The sequence below is a fragment of the Pseudomonas sp. B1-22 genome (genome assembly GCF_050474425.1).
Taxonomy (GTDB): domain Bacteria; phylum Pseudomonadota; class Gammaproteobacteria; order Pseudomonadales; family Pseudomonadaceae; genus Pseudomonas.
In genome coordinates, this window is record NZ_JBCHVH010000004.1 from 551,872 (window position 1) to 566,410 (window position 14,539).

Consider the following 14,539-nt stretch of genomic DNA (forward strand, 5'->3'; position numbering starts at 1 on the left):
AGCAGGTACGCACGATGAGACCCGCAGCATGACCGAGTCCTTCAACCGCATCGGCGTGATCGGTGCCGGCGCCATGGGCCGAGGCATCGCCCAGCTGTTCGCCGCCGCCGGCCTGCCGGTGCGCCTGTACGACAGCAACCCGCAGACCGTGGAGCAGGCGCTGGCCTTCAACCGCGAGTTGCTGGAGCGCTCGGTGGCCAAGGGCAAGCTCAGCCCCGACGCGTTGAGCGGAACGATGCAGCGCCTGTTGCCGACCCGCAGCCTGGACGAACTGGCCGACTGCGACCTGCTGATCGAAGCCATCATCGAGGACCTCGGCGCCAAACAGGCGCTGCTCGCCGAGCTGGAAAAACGGGTGGCGCCGGATGCCGTGCTGGCGAGCAACACCTCGTCGCTCTCGGTCACCCGCATCGCCGCGCGCTGCCAGCACCCGGAGCGGGTCGCCGGCTTCCACTTCTTCAACCCGGTGACACTGATGCGCATCGTCGAAGTGGTGCGCGGCCAGCGCACCAGCGAATCGGTGGTGCGCCGCCTGAGCCGCCTGGCGGAGCAGGCCGGGCACTTCCCGGCGGTATCGCCGGACAGCCCCGGCTTCATCGTCAATCACGCCGGCCGCGCCTTCAGCACCGAGGCGCTGCGCATCCTCGGCGAAGGCATCGCCACCCCGGCGCAGGTCGACCGCATCCTGCGCGACGGCGTGGGCTTTCGCATGGGGCCGTTCGAGCTGCTCGATCTGACCGGCCTGGACATTTCCCACGCGGTGATGGAGTCGCTCTACCAGCAGTTCTACCAGGACCCGCGCTACACGCCGTCGACCCTGGCCGCCCAGCGCGTCGCCGGCGGCCTGCTCGGGCGCAAGAGCGGCGAGGGCTTCTACCGCTACCGCGATGGCCAGCCGCTGCACGAAGTGGAGGTGCCACCGGAGCCAGTGTTGCTGAACCGCCCGTACTGGCTCGACAGCCAGGACCCGGAGTTGCGCCACCGCATCGCCGCGATCCTGACCCAGGGCGGCGTGGTACTGGAAACCAGTGAAGCGCCGTCGTCCCGCGCCATCTGCCTGGTCACCCCGCTGGGGACCGACGCCAGTACCCGCATCGACGCCCTGGGCCTGCCGCCCGAGCGCAGCCTCGCGCTGGAGACCTTCACCGACCTGGACCGCCGCCGCGTGCTGATGCGCCAGCCCGCCCTCGACCCGAAACTGGAAATCCAGGCCCGCCAGGCGCTGGGCAGCGACGGCGTGCCGGTGGAGGTGATCAACGATTCGCCGGGCTTCATCAGCCAGCGGGTGGTCGCCGGGATCGTCAACCTGGGCTGCGAGATCGCCCAGCGCGGTATCGCCAGTCCGGTGACGCTGGACCGCGCGGTACAACTGGCGCTGGGCTATCCCTTCGGCCCGCTGGGTTTCGGCGAGCACTACGGCGCGGCGCGCATCCTCACCATTCTCCAGGGCCTGCAGGCCTGCTACGGCGAGGCGCGCTACCGGCCGAGCCCGTGGTTGCGGCGGCGGGTGCAGCTGGATTTGCCGTTGCATAGCCCTGATCGCGCGGAGTGACACGCTAGGGCCTGTAGAAACGCTCCCGCTCCTACAGGGGAGACCGGCGCTGGGCGGTTCGCGAGCAAGCTCGCTCCTACAGGCCAGTGCCGGGCAGCTTTTCGTAGGAGCGAGCTTGCTCGCGAACCAACTCCGGCAAAGGACTCACCGGAAGCTGACGAACCCGCCCGCCATCAGCTTCTCCAACGCCGCCGTGCGCTGTGCCGGCGGCATCGCGCCGAGCTTCTCCACTCGCGCATAGAACGCCGGCCAGTTGCCGCCCACCTGGGCGAACAGCGCGGCGAAGGCGGGCACCCACTGGTCATAAAGCCCGAAGGGCAGCAGCTTGGCGTTGTTCAGCGGGCCGTTGACCCAATTGTCGAACGGCGCCTTGCCGCCCCATTCGTGCTCGCACAGGTCGCGGTACTCACGGCGCAGCCGCTCGAATTCCGCCGCCTTGCCGGCGCGCTTTTCGGCGTCGCTGAGCGGGCTGGCGTAGAGCTTGTGCAGGCGCTTGCGGGTCTCGAGCACCAGTTCGGTGAAGCGCTTGCGCTGCCCGGCGAGCTGCGGAGATTCCTCCGCCAGGCCGCGCGCGGCACGCCAGCGGCGGCCGCCCTCGGCCTCGACGAAGGAGGCAAAGGATTCGTTGAAGGCGGTGTCGCCCGGCAGGTAGAACTTCTGGTGCGCCAGCTCGTGGAAGATGGTCTCGGCCAGGCGCTGGTCGCCCCAGCGCAGCATGCTGCTGAGGATCGGGTCGTCGAACCAGCCGAGGGTCGAGTAGGCCTCCACACCGCCGACATAGACGTCCATTCCGTCATCCTTCAGCCGCTTCGCCTCGCCCTGGGCGCCCGCCTCGCCGTAGTAGCCGCGGTAGGCCACGCAGCCGGCGATGGGGAAGCAATGGGTGACCGGCCGCAATGACAGCTCCGGGGTGGCGAAGACGTTCCACACCACGTTGGGCCTATGGATATCCGCATAGAGGCGGTAGCTGCCGTTGTCCGGCAGGCCCAGCGCGGCGCTGGCGAAGGCGCGCGCCTCCTGGGACTGCTCCAGGCGCCGGCGCAGCACCGGGTCGCGGGCGGGGTCGGCGACCACCTCGGACACCGGTTCGCGGGCGGCCAGCAGGCGCAGCTGGCCGTCGGCCAACTGCCCGTAATAACCCACCGTGGAACAACCGCTCAGCGCCCAGATCGCCAGGCAGGGAACCCAGCGGCACAGGCGGCGGTCGAGTGTCGGGATAAGAAGGCGGAAGGGCATGCGCGGAACATAGCACAGCGCCTGGTCCGCCCGCTGGCACGACGCAACCTACCCAGGAGTCCCCCCGATGCGCGCCCTTCTCACTGCCATCAGCCTGCTCACCCTGAGCGGCTGCGCCATGCTGATGCCACAACCGGACCCCAACCGCGCATGGATCGACCTGGACACCAACAGCCAGAGCGACCTGGCGGCCACCCAGGTCGACGACAAGGAATGGCCCAGCTCGCGCTACTTCGAGGTCGATCCGGGCCAGCACGAGCTGCGCGTGCGCTTCCAGTTCCAGGTCGAGCCGGTGGACATCGGTCCGGTGGACCAGAGCCTGTGGCGCAATTGCGAGATGACGGTGAAGTACAAGGATTTCGCCGCCGGCCAGCGTTATCGCCTGGAGACCGGCAGCATCGGCTTCCGCCCCTGGGCCAAGCTGTATGACGGGCAATCCAACGAGATCGCCCGGGGCCGCGAACGCGGCTGCGACAGCGCCTGACGTCGCTGCACAGGCTTGCAGGTTATGCTGTGGCGACAAGTCCTTCGCCACGGTGAACCGTCATGCGCCTGTGTCTGCTCTTCGCGCTCGCCCTGCTGGGCGGCTGCGCCGGCCCGCTGCCCGCCCACGACCCGCAGATGGCCTGGATCGACCTCTACACCACGGCCGGCAAGACGCTGATGGCCGAGCGGCTGGACGGCAAGTCGGTCAACGACGGGCGTTATTACCAGGTGACGCCCGGGCACCATGACCTGGTGGTGCGCTTCCAGTACGAAATCCCCTCCGGCGGCGGCATGGGCATGAACAACGAGCCCGCGGAACTGACCTGCCGGGTCAAGGTGAGCTACGACGACTTCGCCGCCGGCCAGCGCTACCGCCTGGAGCTGCGCCCGCAACTGCGCAGCGCCCTGGCGCTGCTGACCGACGCCAGCGGGAAGCTGGTGGCGAAGACGGATTTCCAGGGGCCGGTGAATTGCGGGTTGTTCTAGTTCTAACAGCCTGACGAACTCGCAGGACGGAAGTGCTGCGCCCCCTGTAGGAGCGGGCCACGCCCGCGATTCGCGCGCATGGCGCGCTCCTACGGTCGAGCCGTCGTGCCAGCCCGGCACGAGGGGAAACTCAGCTGTCGTTCTTCTGGTAGATGATCCGCCGCTTCCCGCCGTCGCAGGTACCGACCACCATGTTCGGGTCCTTCACCTCGGACTTGTCCACGATCTCCAGGGTGTAGGACGTCACCCCGGCGGCCTGGATCTTGGTCTCGATCTCCGCCTTGAGTTCCTCGCACGGCTTGGTTGCCGCCCAGCTCGCCGGCGTCGCCAGCAGCAGCGCCACGCTTGTCGCCACGGCCCAATTCATCGTCATCGCATTCCCTCGTCATACCCCAACGCGGGGCGTCTTTATCCTAACGGTGGACCACCGCCCGGCGACAGAGTGCCCGGCGCGGGCAGCATGAAAAAGGCCGGGGCCCTTGCGGGCGCCCGGCCGCTCATCCACTGCGAAAGCCTTACTTCGAGTAGACGATTTCCTTCGTGCCGCCGTCGCAGGTGCCCACCACCTTCTTGTCGGTGGCGCTGCCCTTGTCGACGATCTCCAGCGTGTAGGAGGTGACGCCCTTGGCTTTGAGCTTCGCGTCGATCTCCGCTTTCAGTTCCTCGCACGGTTTGCCGGCGGCCAGGACATTGCCCGCCAGTGCGAAGACCCCCACGGCCAACAGAAACTTCTTCATCGTTAACGCTCCCTCGCCATTCACATGAAAAGGCCCAGCCGGGCCGAAAACCGGGCAAGCCCGGTGCACCGCTCAAGGCGCGCCGCAAGCATCGCAGGCACGCATGACAAACGTCCGAGGGTCGCGCGTGGTGTTCCGGGCAGCCTTAGCTGTTGGCAATCCGGAAGCCGACCTTGATGGTCACCTGGTAGTGACCGACCGCGCCGTTCTCGATGTGTCCACGGGTGTCCACCACCTCGAACCACTCCAGGAAGTCGATGCTCTTGGCCGCCTCGGCCAGGGCATTGTTGATGGCGTCCTCGATGCTGGTGCGCGAGGAGCCGACCAGCTCGATCTTCTTGTAGGTGTGATGATTCGACATGCCCATTCTCCTGTGTTCGTCGCGCCGCACAGGCAGTGCGCCAGCGCCTTCCTAGGACACTAGTAGAGGGGTGGACTCAGGGCAAACCGCAGGCTCAGACGTTCAGCTCACCGCGCAGCCACTCCGCCAGCAGCGCGGCGCGCCGGTCCGGCAGGCGCGCGGGCACCCACAGCGCCAGCCGCGCACGGGTTTCGACGAAGCCCCAGGGCGCGGCCAGGCGGCCGGCGGCGAGGTCGTCGGCCACCACCTGCTGCGGCGCGATGGCCACGCCCAGGCCGGCCACCGCCGCCTCCAGCAGGTAGTAGAGGTGCTCGAAACCCTGCCCGAGCCGCAGGGCGCCAGCGTCCAGGCCGGTATTGGTTGCCCATGCCGGCCATGCCTGCGGGCGCGAGCTGGTGTACAGCAGCGACTCGCCCAGCAGCGCGGTGGCGGGTGCCGCGCAGAGTTCGGCGAAGCGCGAATAGCGTGGGCTGAGCACCGGGCCGACGCGCTCCACCGCCAGTTCGTGCACCTGCATGTCCGCCGGCCAGGGCGGCTCGGCGAAATGCAGGGTGGCATCGAGGCCGGCTCGGCGCGGGTCGATCTCGCCTTCGCTGGCCGACAATTGCAGGCGCAGGCCGGGCAGGTCGCGGTTCAGCCGGTCCAGCCGGGGGATGAACCAGCGCGCCAGCAGACTGCCCGGACAGCCGAGCACGAAGGGCGCATTGCCATCAGCCTGGCGGCGCAGCTCGGCGCTGACGTTGCGCAGGCGCTCGAAGGCGTCGCTGGCGACCTCGCTCAGGCGCTGGCCGGCATCGGTGAGTTTTACGCCGCGCCCGTCCTTGACGAACAGGGTGACGCCCAGTTCTTCCTCCAACTGGCGGATCTGCCGGCTTACCGCGCCGTGGGTGACGTTCAGCTCATCCGCCGCCGGGCTCACGCCGCGCAGACGCGCGGCGGCCTCGAAGGCACGCAGGGCATTGAGCGGGGGAAGGTCTCGGCTCATGGCGGTCGATCTGTGAGTTTTCCTGACAGGTTGTGGCGATCTTATCGCTTTTCCCCGTCATCACACAGCCGTATCCTGAGCCCCATTCGTAGGAGCGGACTCCGTCCGCGATTGCCCCCAGCCGGCACCTACCCTTACAACAAAGGAGCCTTCCCATGTCCACACTGCGCAACGGTCCCGACGCCAAGGGCCTGTTCGGCAGCTTCGGCGGCCAGTACGTCGCCGAGACCCTGATGCCGCTGATCCACGACCTGGCCCGCGAATACGAGAAGGCCAAGGACGATCCGGAGTTCCAGAAGGAACTGGCCTACTTCCAGCGCGACTACGTCGGCCGCCCGAGCCCGCTGTACTTCGCCGAGCGCCTGACCGAGCACTGCGGCGGCGCGAAGATCTATCTCAAGCGCGAAGAGCTGAACCACACCGGCGCACACAAGATCAACAACTGCATCGGCCAGATCCTGCTGGCCCGGCGCATGGGCAAGAAACGCATCATCGCCGAGACCGGCGCCGGCATGCACGGCGTGGCCACCGCCACCGTGGCCGCGCGCTTCGGCCTGCAATGCGTGATCTACATGGGCACCACCGACATCGATCGCCAGCAGGCCAACGTGTTCCGCATGAAGCTGCTGGGCGCCGAGGTGATCCCGGTCACCGCCGGCACCGGCACCCTGAAGGACGCGATGAACGAAGCCCTGCGCGACTGGGTGACCAACGTCGACAGCACCTTCTACCTGATCGGTACCGTGGCCGGCCCGCACCCGTATCCGGCGATGGTCCGCGACTTCCAGGCGGTGATCGGCAAGGAAACCCGCGAGCAGCTGGCCGAGAAGGAAGGGCGCCTGCCCGATTCCCTGGTCGCCTGCATCGGCGGCGGTTCCAACGCCATGGGCCTGTTCCACCCGTTCCTGGATGACAAGAGCGTTGCGATCGTCGGCGTCGAAGCCGCCGGCCACGGCATCGAGACCGGCAAGCACGCGGCCAGCCTGAACGGCGGCGTGCCGGGCGTGCTGCACGGCAACCGCACCTTCCTGCTGCAGGACGAGGACGGCCAGATCATCGACGCGCATTCCATCTCCGCCGGCCTGGACTACCCCGGCATCGGCCCGGAACACGCATGGCTGCATGACATCGGTCGCGTCGAGTACACCTCGATCACCGACCACGAGGCGCTGGAAGCCTTCCACCAGTGCTGCCGCCTGGAAGGCATCATCCCCGCGCTGGAGTCCTCCCACGCGCTGGCCGAAGTCTTCAAGCGCGCGCCGAACCTGCCCAAGGACCACATCATGGTGGTGAACCTGTCCGGTCGTGGCGACAAGGACATGCAGACCGTCATGCACCACATGCAACAGGAGCAGAAAGCATGAGCCGCCTGCAGACCCGCTTCGCCGAACTCAAACAGCAGAACCGCGCCGCCCTGGTGACCTTCATCACCGCCGGCGACCCGGGCTACTCCACCTCGCTGGACATCCTCAAGGGCCTGCCGGCCGCCGGCGCCGACGTGATCGAGCTGGGCATGCCCTTCACCGACCCGATGGCCGACGGCCCGGCCATCCAGCTGGCCAACATCCGCGCCCTGGGCAACGGCCAGAACCTGGCCAAGACCCTGAAGATGGTCCGCGAATTCCGCCAGGACGACAGCACCACGCCGCTGGTGCTGATGGGCTACTTCAACCCGATCCACTACTACGGCGTGGACAAGTTCATCGCCGACGCGAAAGAAGCCGGCGTCGACGGCCTGATCGTGGTGGACCTGCCGCCGGAGCACAACGAAGACCTCTGCCACCCGGCCCAGGCCGCCGGCCTGGACTTCATCCGCCTGACCACCCCGACCACCGACGACCAGCGCCTGCCGACCGTACTCAACGGCAGCTCGGGCTTCGTCTACTACGTCTCGGTGGCCGGCGTGACCGGTGCCGGCGCGGCAACCCTGGACCACGTCGAGGAAGCCGTGGCGCGCCTGCGCCGCCACACCGACCTGCCGGTGTCCATCGGCTTCGGCATCCGTACCCCGGAACACGCGGCGAGCATCGCCCGCCTGGCCGATGGCGTGGTGGTGGGTTCGGCGCTGATCGACAAGATCGCCGAGGCCACCAGCTCCGCCGACGCGGTGCAGAGCGTGCTCGGCCTGTGCCGCGAACTGGCCGACGGCGTGCGGAACGCTCGCTGAGTCGCGCGCCGTTGTAGGAGCGCGCCATGCGCGCGATCGCGGGCATGGCCCGCTCCTACAAGTAACTCCGGAGCCGAGCCTGTTCGCGAGCAAGCTCGCTCCTACCAAAAAGCCCGGCATTCGCCGGGCTTTTTTTCATTTCAGGCGCGGCTTATTCCACGCTTTCTTCCTGCGCCTCTTCTTCCGCGCCGCCGCCCAAGCCCAGCCCCTGCACGGAGCCCATCGCGAAGGCGACGAACTCCTCGGTGGTCATGTCCTTGCCGTTGAACTTCACCTTGTCGTCGGCGTAGGCCAGCGAGCTGCTCAGGCTGTTGCCGTCCAGCACGGCCCACTCCGATTGCAGGGCCATGCCGCTGAACAGGTCGGTCATGGCGTCGGTCTGCTGCTTGAGCGCCACCGGATCGACGCTGCCGGCCGGCGCGCCGCCCAGCGAGGCTTGCAACGCGACGACGTCGCCAATCACCGCCTTGTCCACCTTCAGGTTGGCCTTGAGCGACTCCAGCACGCTGCGAGCCATCTCATCCGGAGTCTGTGCGGCCTGGTCGGGCTTGCGCAGGTCCACGGCCAGGGACACCTTCGCCACCCCGTGGGCGGTCTGCAGCGACAGCTCGTCCAGCGCCAGCTTCGGCGAGCTGTTGAGCAGTTGCAGGAACTGGCCCTTGAGCGCCTCTTCCTGCTCCGGGGTCAGCTCGCCGGTGTCGCCGACGCTGCTCATGCCGTACTGGTTGTAGGTGTCCTTGATGGACTTGAGGGTGCCTTCGTCGAGGTTGCGCAGGCTGGTGTCGAGCTTCAGGCCGCCGATTTCCTGGCCTTGAACCACCACCTGGCCGACACGATAGGACAGGGTCTGGTCCAGCCCCTTCTCGCCCTGCTTGAGCACTTCCTCGCCGACCGTCTGGCGCAGCTCCACCTCCGGGCTGCCCGGCGCCTTCACGCGCAGGCTCGTCAGGCTGACCGAGCTGGGGCCGAGGGCAAAGCCGTTGGTGTTTTCCTTCTTGTCGCCGGCGATGCCCACGCCGCGCAGCTGGACCTGCACCGGCTGGCCGCTTTGCGCGTCGAGGAACACCAGGTCGGCCTCGGCCAGCTGGCCGTCGGCGCGCACGTCCTTGCGGTCGCCGGAGACGCTGAAGTTCACCGTGGCCGGCGACAGGCGCAGGCTCTCGCCGTTCTGGGCGAACTGCAGGGCGGCGCTTTCGAAGACGCCTTCCTGGCGCTGATCATAATGAATCGCCAGCTCACCGCTGATCGGCGACTTGCCGGCGGCGGCAGCGAACAGCGGCGCGGTGAATTCGTTCTGTTCCAGGGCGAAATGACTCTGCGCCATGACCGGCGCCAGCTTGCCGGCCGCCAGGCGCGACGCCGGGAAGGGGCCGTGTTCGAGGCGGTCGGTGAACACCAGGGTGGTGGGCGCTTCGCCGTCGTCGCCGGCGATGGTCACCTGGTAGCGTGCGCTGCTGGAGAGCAGCCCGCGCTCCACGCCGAGCAGGGAGACACTCATGCCCAGGTCGGGGGCGTCGGTCTTGAGGAGGGTGTTGGCCTGTTCGATGCCGCGGGTGATTTCCTGCTCGACGCGCGAGCCGGTGTACCAGGCGCCAGCGACGGCAATGCCGACGACAGCCAGGGGAATGGCGATGGCCAGGGCGGTTTTCTTCATGCTGCTTCCTTTCGTGTGCGGCCGTACGGGGGACATCCTGTCGACCGTTTGGGTTGGCGGCGCGATGCTAGCAGGCACGATGCCTACACTCCAGCCGGCAGATTCATACAGCCAGCATTGACCCATGGGGGATGAGTGGCAGGATGGATCGACCGACCACTCGCGGAAGCCAGCCGTCATGCCCCTGCTGCACAGCGTCCACCACATCGCCCTGATCTGCTCGGATTACCCGCGCTCCCGGCACTTCTACACCCAGGTACTGGGCCTGCGGGTGATCGCCGAGACCTACCGCGAGGCGCGCGACTCCTGGAAGCTCGACCTGGCGCTGGGGGAGACGCAGCTGGAGCTGTTCTCGTTTCCCGGCGCACCGCCCCGGCCGTCCTATCCCGAGGCGCAGGGGCTGCGTCACCTGGCGTTTGCGGTGGATGACCTGGAGGCTGCCGTGGCGCATCTGGAGGGCCATGGCGTGGCCTGCGAGCCGATCCGCGAGGACGAGCTGACCGGCAAGCGCTTCACCTTCTTCGCCGATCCGGATGGGTTGCCGCTGGAGCTTTACGAGCGCTGAGGCCGACTAACGCCTTTGTAGGATGGCGTGGAGCGAAGCGATACCCATCCTACGTTCCCGGGGCGAGGGAAAAATCCCGCACCGGTTGAAGTACCCGTAGGAGCGGACTCTGTCCGCGATGTCCAGCCGGCCAACTCGGAGCGGCCGGAAATCGATCGCGGACGAAGTCCGCTCCTACGCGAAATCGGAACAGCGGATTACGCCGGCACGGCCTCGCTACCCAGCGCCCCGCGCAGACTCGCCAGATCCCGCAGCGGCGGCGCGCCGAACAGCCGGCTGTATTCGCGGCTGAACTGCGACGGACTCTCGTAACCGACGCGATGCCCGGCCACCGCCACTTCCAGCCCCTCCGACAGCATCAGCCGCCGCGCTTCCTGCAGGCGCAGCTGCTTCTGGTACTGCAGCGGGCTCAGCGCGGTCACCTCCTTGAAGCGGTGGTGCAGGGTGGACACGCTGAGGTTCACCTCACGCGCCAGCTCCTCGATGCGCAGGGACTTGTCGTAGTTGCGGTTGAGCCATTCGATGGCGCGGGTGACGCGGTGGGTCTGGCTGTCGGTCATCGCCAGGTCGTGCAGCAGGTGTCCCTGCGGGCCGCGCAGCAGGCGGTAGAGAATCTCGCGGACGAACAGCGGCGCCAGCATCGGGATATCCCGCGGCGTGTCGAGCAGGCGCATCAGGCGCAGCAGGGCATCGAGCACGGTGCAATCCACCCGCTGCAGGTAGATGCCCCGTCCCGCCGGACGCGGCGTGCTGCCGGCAAGGCCGGCCTCGGCGATCAGCCGGGTGAGTTCGCCCGGATCGATGTCCAGGCGGATCGACAGGTAGGGTTTCTCTTCCGACGCCTCGATCACCTGTCCGGAAACCGGCAGGGTCACCGACACCACCAGCAGGTTGAGTTCGTCGTAGCGGTACACCTCGCTGCCCAGGCGAATATCCTTGCTGCCCTGGGCGATGACGCACAGGGCAGGGCGGTAGAGGGTCGGCATGCGCCCCTCGCTGGGGCAGTCGCTGCGCGCCAGCAGCAGCGAATCGATGGCGGTTTCGAAGACACCTTCACCCTGGCAATGGCGCTGGATGATGTCGGCCAGCTCCTGGCGGCCGGCGGCGACGGGATCGTAGGACTGGGACATGCGGGACCTCCAGTGGCGGCGCACGCAGCTTACGCCCGCGGTGCGCGCGCGAGTGTGACAGTAAGGCAGCCGCTGGAGGATCAGGCAAGCAATCGGCAGAAATGGACAAGCCGTATCGGCATCGGTACACGCACCGTGACGGTGCAGGGTGCAAATACGCGGCTTCCGGCGCCCTGGCGAGGGCTGCGCAGGATCAGGCAAGAAGCCGGCAGCATCCGGATAACGCCAGGCGCTTCCCGGCCCGTAATCTTCCTGTCAGTCGTCCGAGGAGCCCCCTCGGACTGCTTCGATGTCACGCGGAGGACAGGACATGCCCTGGCATACAACCATCGAACATGAATTGCAGATTCATCCCCGCAGCGGGCACGAAGCGCAGCTCGGCGCCCTGATCGACAGCCTGGTGGATGGCGCCCGCCACGCGCCCGGTTGCCTGGAATGCCGGCTGGTCATCCAGGGGGCGGAGCGGCCCTGGCTGCTGCTCAGCCAATGGCGCAATGAGGAGGCGCTGATGGACTACTTCGCCCCACCTTCGCTGCATCTGCTGGGTGAAGCACTCTTTGGCCACTGCCGCAGCCTGAGTGGCGGCATGGTGGAAACTCTCGATCAAGCCACCGGAAAGGTGGCCTGAATCTTTTTGGGTAGAGAGTTTTCAGGTAGAGGGTTTTCAGGCCCTCAGTATTCCAGGCTCCAGCCAAGGGTGAAGGTCCGTCCGCGGCCCTGGTAGTCGTACAGGTAGGCCGGCCCGTAGGTCGGCGAATAGAACAGCGCGGCACGCTGGCCCCAGACGGTGCTGTACTGCTTGTCCAGCAGGTTCTGGATACCGGCGCTGAAGGTGCCGAAGCCGGTCTTCTGCTCGCCCATCAGGTCGAAGGTGGTGTAGCCGTCGATCTCGTGGTCCGCGTCGTCCTTCAGGTTGAACGCATGCTGGGCCTGCAGCCGGGCGCTGCGCTCGCCATCGCCCCAGCCGACGAAGGCGGTGGACTTGGACAGCGACGCATAGCGCGCATCGCGCTTGATCCAGTCGCCGTCGGCATCTTCCTCTTCCGAACGCACCAGGTGCAGCGTGGTGCCGCCCTGCCAGCCGCTCTCGAAGTAGCGGGTGAGCGCGCCCTCGAAGCCGAAGTCGCGGCTATTCTGGTCCTGCACGTCGATGGTCAGGGTCGCCTGGTCGGTGGTGATGATCTTGTCCGACCAGATGTAGTAGACCGCCGCCTGCGCCTGCCACTGCAGGTCGCTGTAGCGCCAGCCGGTCTCGACCTGGCGGCTCTTGATGCCGGCCAGCGGGTTGTCGTCCACCGACAGGCCGGCCTTGCCGTAGTACTTGGCCGGGTCGGGCAGGTCGAAGCCTTCGCTGTAGTTGGTCCAGACCTGGTGGCCGTTCTTGAAGTCATAGATCGCGCCGAGGTTGAACAGGTTGACCTGGTAGTCGTTGCTGCCGCCGGGCACGCCTTTGAAGTCGTCCACCTCGACATCCATCTTCTGGTGGCGCGCGCCACCGGAGAGAGTGAGGTTGTCGGTGACCTTCCAGTCCAGCTGGCCGTACACCGACAGGCCGTCGACGATGTAGCTGGGGTAGCGCGGCGCGCTGCTGGCGGTTTCCAGGTCCAGGCCGCCGCTCTCGGAGGACAGTCGCTGGTCGAAGACCTTCTGCTCGGCGTTGAAGCGCTCGTGGTCGAAGTCCACACCGTAGGTGAACTTCAGCGAATCCCACTGCTTGCTGAACAGGCCCTTCAGGCCACTGACCTCGAAGTTCTGCTGCGAGGCGGCGAAGTACACGCCCTTGGAGCCGGTGGGCTTGCCGGCGTTGTAGTAGGGGAAGGGATAGAAGTTGTCGTCTTCCTTGCGGTAGTAGGCCTGCAGGTAGAAGTCCTGCTCCAGCAGGTTGCTGTGGTGATAGTTGGCGTTGAGCAGGACGCGGCGGGTGCGCGGTTCCAGATCGGTATCCAGGCCGCTGCGGATCTGCGCATCCTCCAGGTTCGACGGGCCCTGGTACTTCAGGTTGGGAAAGTAGATGCCGGTACTGCCGTCGTTGCCCGAGTCGTAGTACTGCGCCAGCAGGTCAAGGCTCTGCTCGTCGGTGAACTGCGCAGTGAGGTTGCCCATCACGTCGACGGTGCGGTTGTACTGCAGGTCGGTCTGGGTGTTGTCGATGAAGATCTGGTTGCCGGCGCCGTCGTAGAAGGCTTCGTTCTTCTCCGCCGAGACGCCCAGTCGACCGACCACACGGTCGGTGCCGCCGCTGATGGACTGGGCGGCGCGGGTGGTGAGGTCGTCGCTGTTGTTGAAACCGCTGGTGGCGCCCAGCTGCGTCTCGAAGCGCGCATCGCCGGCCGCGCCCTTCTTGGTGATGATGTTGATGATGCCGCCGGTGGCGCCGCCGCCGTAGATGGCGCTGGCGCCGGAGAGCACTTCGACACGCTCGACGTTGAACGGCGAGATGCTGTCGAACTGGCGCGACAGGCCGCGCGAGCTGTTCTGGCTGACGCCGTCGATCATAACCAGCACGTTGCGTCCGCGCATGTTCTGGCCGTAGTTGGTGCGGCCTTCGGGCGCCAGGTCGAGGCCGGGTACCAGCTTGCCCACGGCTTCCTTCAGGCTCACGCCGGTATCCAGCTGTTCGCGCAGCTGGGTCTGGTCGACCACCCACACGGTGCCAGGAATCGAGCTGATCTCGGTGGGCGTACGCGCCGCCACGCTGATCTGCATCGGCGCCAGGCTGAGGGCGGCGGAGTCGTCCTGCTCGCGCTTGAGCAGCACGGTGCGCTCGTCGGTGAAGCGCCAGCTCACACCGCTGCCGGACAGCAGCTGGTTGAGCGCCTCCTCGGTGCTGTAGGTGCCGTCCAGCCCTTCGCTCTGCAGGCCCTGGATGTCCTCGGAGTTGAACAGCAGGTGCAGCCCGGCCTGATCGGCAAACTGGGTCAGCGCGCTGTCCAGGCTGCGCGGAGCGATGTGCAGCTCGACGGCGGCATTGCCGGCAGCGTGGACGACGGGCACGGCGGCGCCGAGCAGGGAAGCGAGCAGGACCGCGCGGTGCAGCGGGGAAGGACGGTAATGCATGCGGGTGAAATCCGTTCTTGTCTGGGCAGGGTCGCGTATTGAGAATTTTTCGCGTTCATGCCTACGACGAAACGGCCATCCGAACCTTGCAGTGCCAATGCAAAAAATTTTCATTTTCTTGCG

15 protein-coding genes are annotated in these 14,539 nt (G+C 67.1%); 7 read left to right on the forward strand and 8 right to left on the reverse strand.

What is annotated here, in order from left to right:
• The first annotated feature begins 28 nt into the window (after positions 1-28).
• Positions 29-1,552 (forward strand): 3-hydroxyacyl-CoA dehydrogenase, encoded by a 1,524-nt coding sequence (locus ACQ5BL_RS18100; protein ID WP_243807103.1) that lies wholly within the window; start codon positions 29-31, stop codon positions 1,550-1,552.
• A 144-nt stretch (positions 1,553-1,696) separates the two neighbouring features.
• Here ACQ5BL_RS18100 and ACQ5BL_RS18105 read toward each other — a convergent pair whose 3' ends face one another.
• Positions 1,697-2,788: an aminopeptidase gene (locus ACQ5BL_RS18105; RefSeq protein ID WP_243807104.1), complete on the reverse strand. Its 1,092-nt coding sequence runs from the start codon at positions 2,786-2,788 to the stop codon at positions 1,697-1,699.
• 67 nt (positions 2,789-2,855) lie between these two features.
• Between ACQ5BL_RS18105 and ACQ5BL_RS18110 the strand changes: the two genes are divergently transcribed.
• Positions 2,856-3,272: a hypothetical protein gene (locus tag ACQ5BL_RS18110; protein WP_207884824.1), complete on the forward strand. Its 417-nt coding sequence runs from the start codon at positions 2,856-2,858 to the stop codon at positions 3,270-3,272.
• Positions 3,273-3,334: 62 nt separating this feature from the next.
• A complete protein-coding gene (locus ACQ5BL_RS18115; protein WP_207884825.1) occupies positions 3,335-3,760 on the forward strand; it encodes a hypothetical protein in 426 nt (141 codons plus the stop codon).
• Between the two features lie 130 nt (positions 3,761-3,890).
• On the opposite strand, the gene ACQ5BL_RS18120 is transcribed toward ACQ5BL_RS18115, so the two are convergent.
• The 4 genes from ACQ5BL_RS18120 to ACQ5BL_RS18135 all read right to left on the reverse strand — a co-directional run bounded on the left by ACQ5BL_RS18120 (position 3,891) and on the right by ACQ5BL_RS18135 (position 5,843).
• Positions 3,891-4,127 (reverse strand): DUF1161 domain-containing protein, encoded by a 237-nt coding sequence (locus tag ACQ5BL_RS18120; protein ID WP_430293210.1) that lies wholly within the window; start codon positions 4,125-4,127, stop codon positions 3,891-3,893.
• A 148-nt stretch (positions 4,128-4,275) separates the two neighbouring features.
• A complete protein-coding gene (locus ACQ5BL_RS18125) occupies positions 4,276-4,497 on the reverse strand; it encodes a DUF1161 domain-containing protein (RefSeq protein WP_207884827.1) in 222 nt (73 codons plus the stop codon).
• A gap of 145 nt (positions 4,498-4,642) precedes the next feature.
• Positions 4,643-4,858, reverse strand: coding sequence for a dodecin (locus tag ACQ5BL_RS18130; protein WP_017518905.1), 216 nt, complete (start codon positions 4,856-4,858; stop codon positions 4,643-4,645).
• 94 nt (positions 4,859-4,952) lie between these two features.
• The gene (locus ACQ5BL_RS18135; RefSeq protein WP_243807106.1) at positions 4,953-5,843 is read right to left on the reverse strand and encodes a LysR family transcriptional regulator; all 891 of its coding nucleotides are present in this window, start codon (positions 5,841-5,843) and stop codon (positions 4,953-4,955) included.
• A 155-nt stretch (positions 5,844-5,998) separates the two neighbouring features.
• Between ACQ5BL_RS18135 and trpB the strand changes: the two genes are divergently transcribed.
• A complete protein-coding gene (trpB, locus tag ACQ5BL_RS18140; RefSeq protein WP_207884829.1) occupies positions 5,999-7,207 on the forward strand; it encodes a tryptophan synthase subunit beta in 1,209 nt (402 codons plus the stop codon).
• A complete protein-coding gene (trpA, locus tag ACQ5BL_RS18145) occupies positions 7,204-8,010 on the forward strand; it encodes a tryptophan synthase subunit alpha (RefSeq protein ID WP_243807107.1) in 807 nt (268 codons plus the stop codon). The genes trpB and trpA overlap by 4 nt, the downstream gene beginning before the upstream one ends.
• Before the next feature lie 151 nt (positions 8,011-8,161).
• Here the strand turns inward: trpA and ACQ5BL_RS18150 are convergent, their stop codons facing one another.
• Positions 8,162-9,664 (reverse strand): YdgA family protein, encoded by a 1,503-nt coding sequence (locus ACQ5BL_RS18150; protein ID WP_243807108.1) that lies wholly within the window; start codon positions 9,662-9,664, stop codon positions 8,162-8,164.
• Between the two features lie 178 nt (positions 9,665-9,842).
• Here ACQ5BL_RS18150 and gloA2 point away from each other — a divergent pair, with 178 nt between their 5' ends.
• Positions 9,843-10,229, forward strand: a complete 387-nt coding sequence (gloA2, locus tag ACQ5BL_RS18155) for an SMU1112c/YaeR family gloxylase I-like metalloprotein (protein WP_243434573.1) — start codon at positions 9,843-9,845, stop codon at positions 10,227-10,229.
• Between the two features lie 197 nt (positions 10,230-10,426).
• Here the strand turns inward: gloA2 and ACQ5BL_RS18160 are convergent, their stop codons facing one another.
• Positions 10,427-11,359, reverse strand: a complete 933-nt coding sequence (locus ACQ5BL_RS18160) for an AraC family transcriptional regulator (protein WP_243807109.1) — start codon at positions 11,357-11,359, stop codon at positions 10,427-10,429.
• Positions 11,360-11,669: 310 nt separating this feature from the next.
• Here ACQ5BL_RS18160 and ACQ5BL_RS18165 point away from each other — a divergent pair, with 310 nt between their 5' ends.
• Positions 11,670-11,987 (forward strand): putative quinol monooxygenase, encoded by a 318-nt coding sequence (locus tag ACQ5BL_RS18165; RefSeq protein ID WP_243807110.1) that lies wholly within the window; start codon positions 11,670-11,672, stop codon positions 11,985-11,987.
• A 44-nt stretch (positions 11,988-12,031) separates the two neighbouring features.
• Here ACQ5BL_RS18165 and ACQ5BL_RS18170 read toward each other — a convergent pair whose 3' ends face one another.
• The gene (locus ACQ5BL_RS18170) at positions 12,032-14,416 is read right to left on the reverse strand and encodes a TonB-dependent receptor (RefSeq protein WP_243807111.1); all 2,385 of its coding nucleotides are present in this window, start codon (positions 14,414-14,416) and stop codon (positions 12,032-12,034) included.
• Positions 14,417-14,539: the final 123 nt, after the last annotated feature.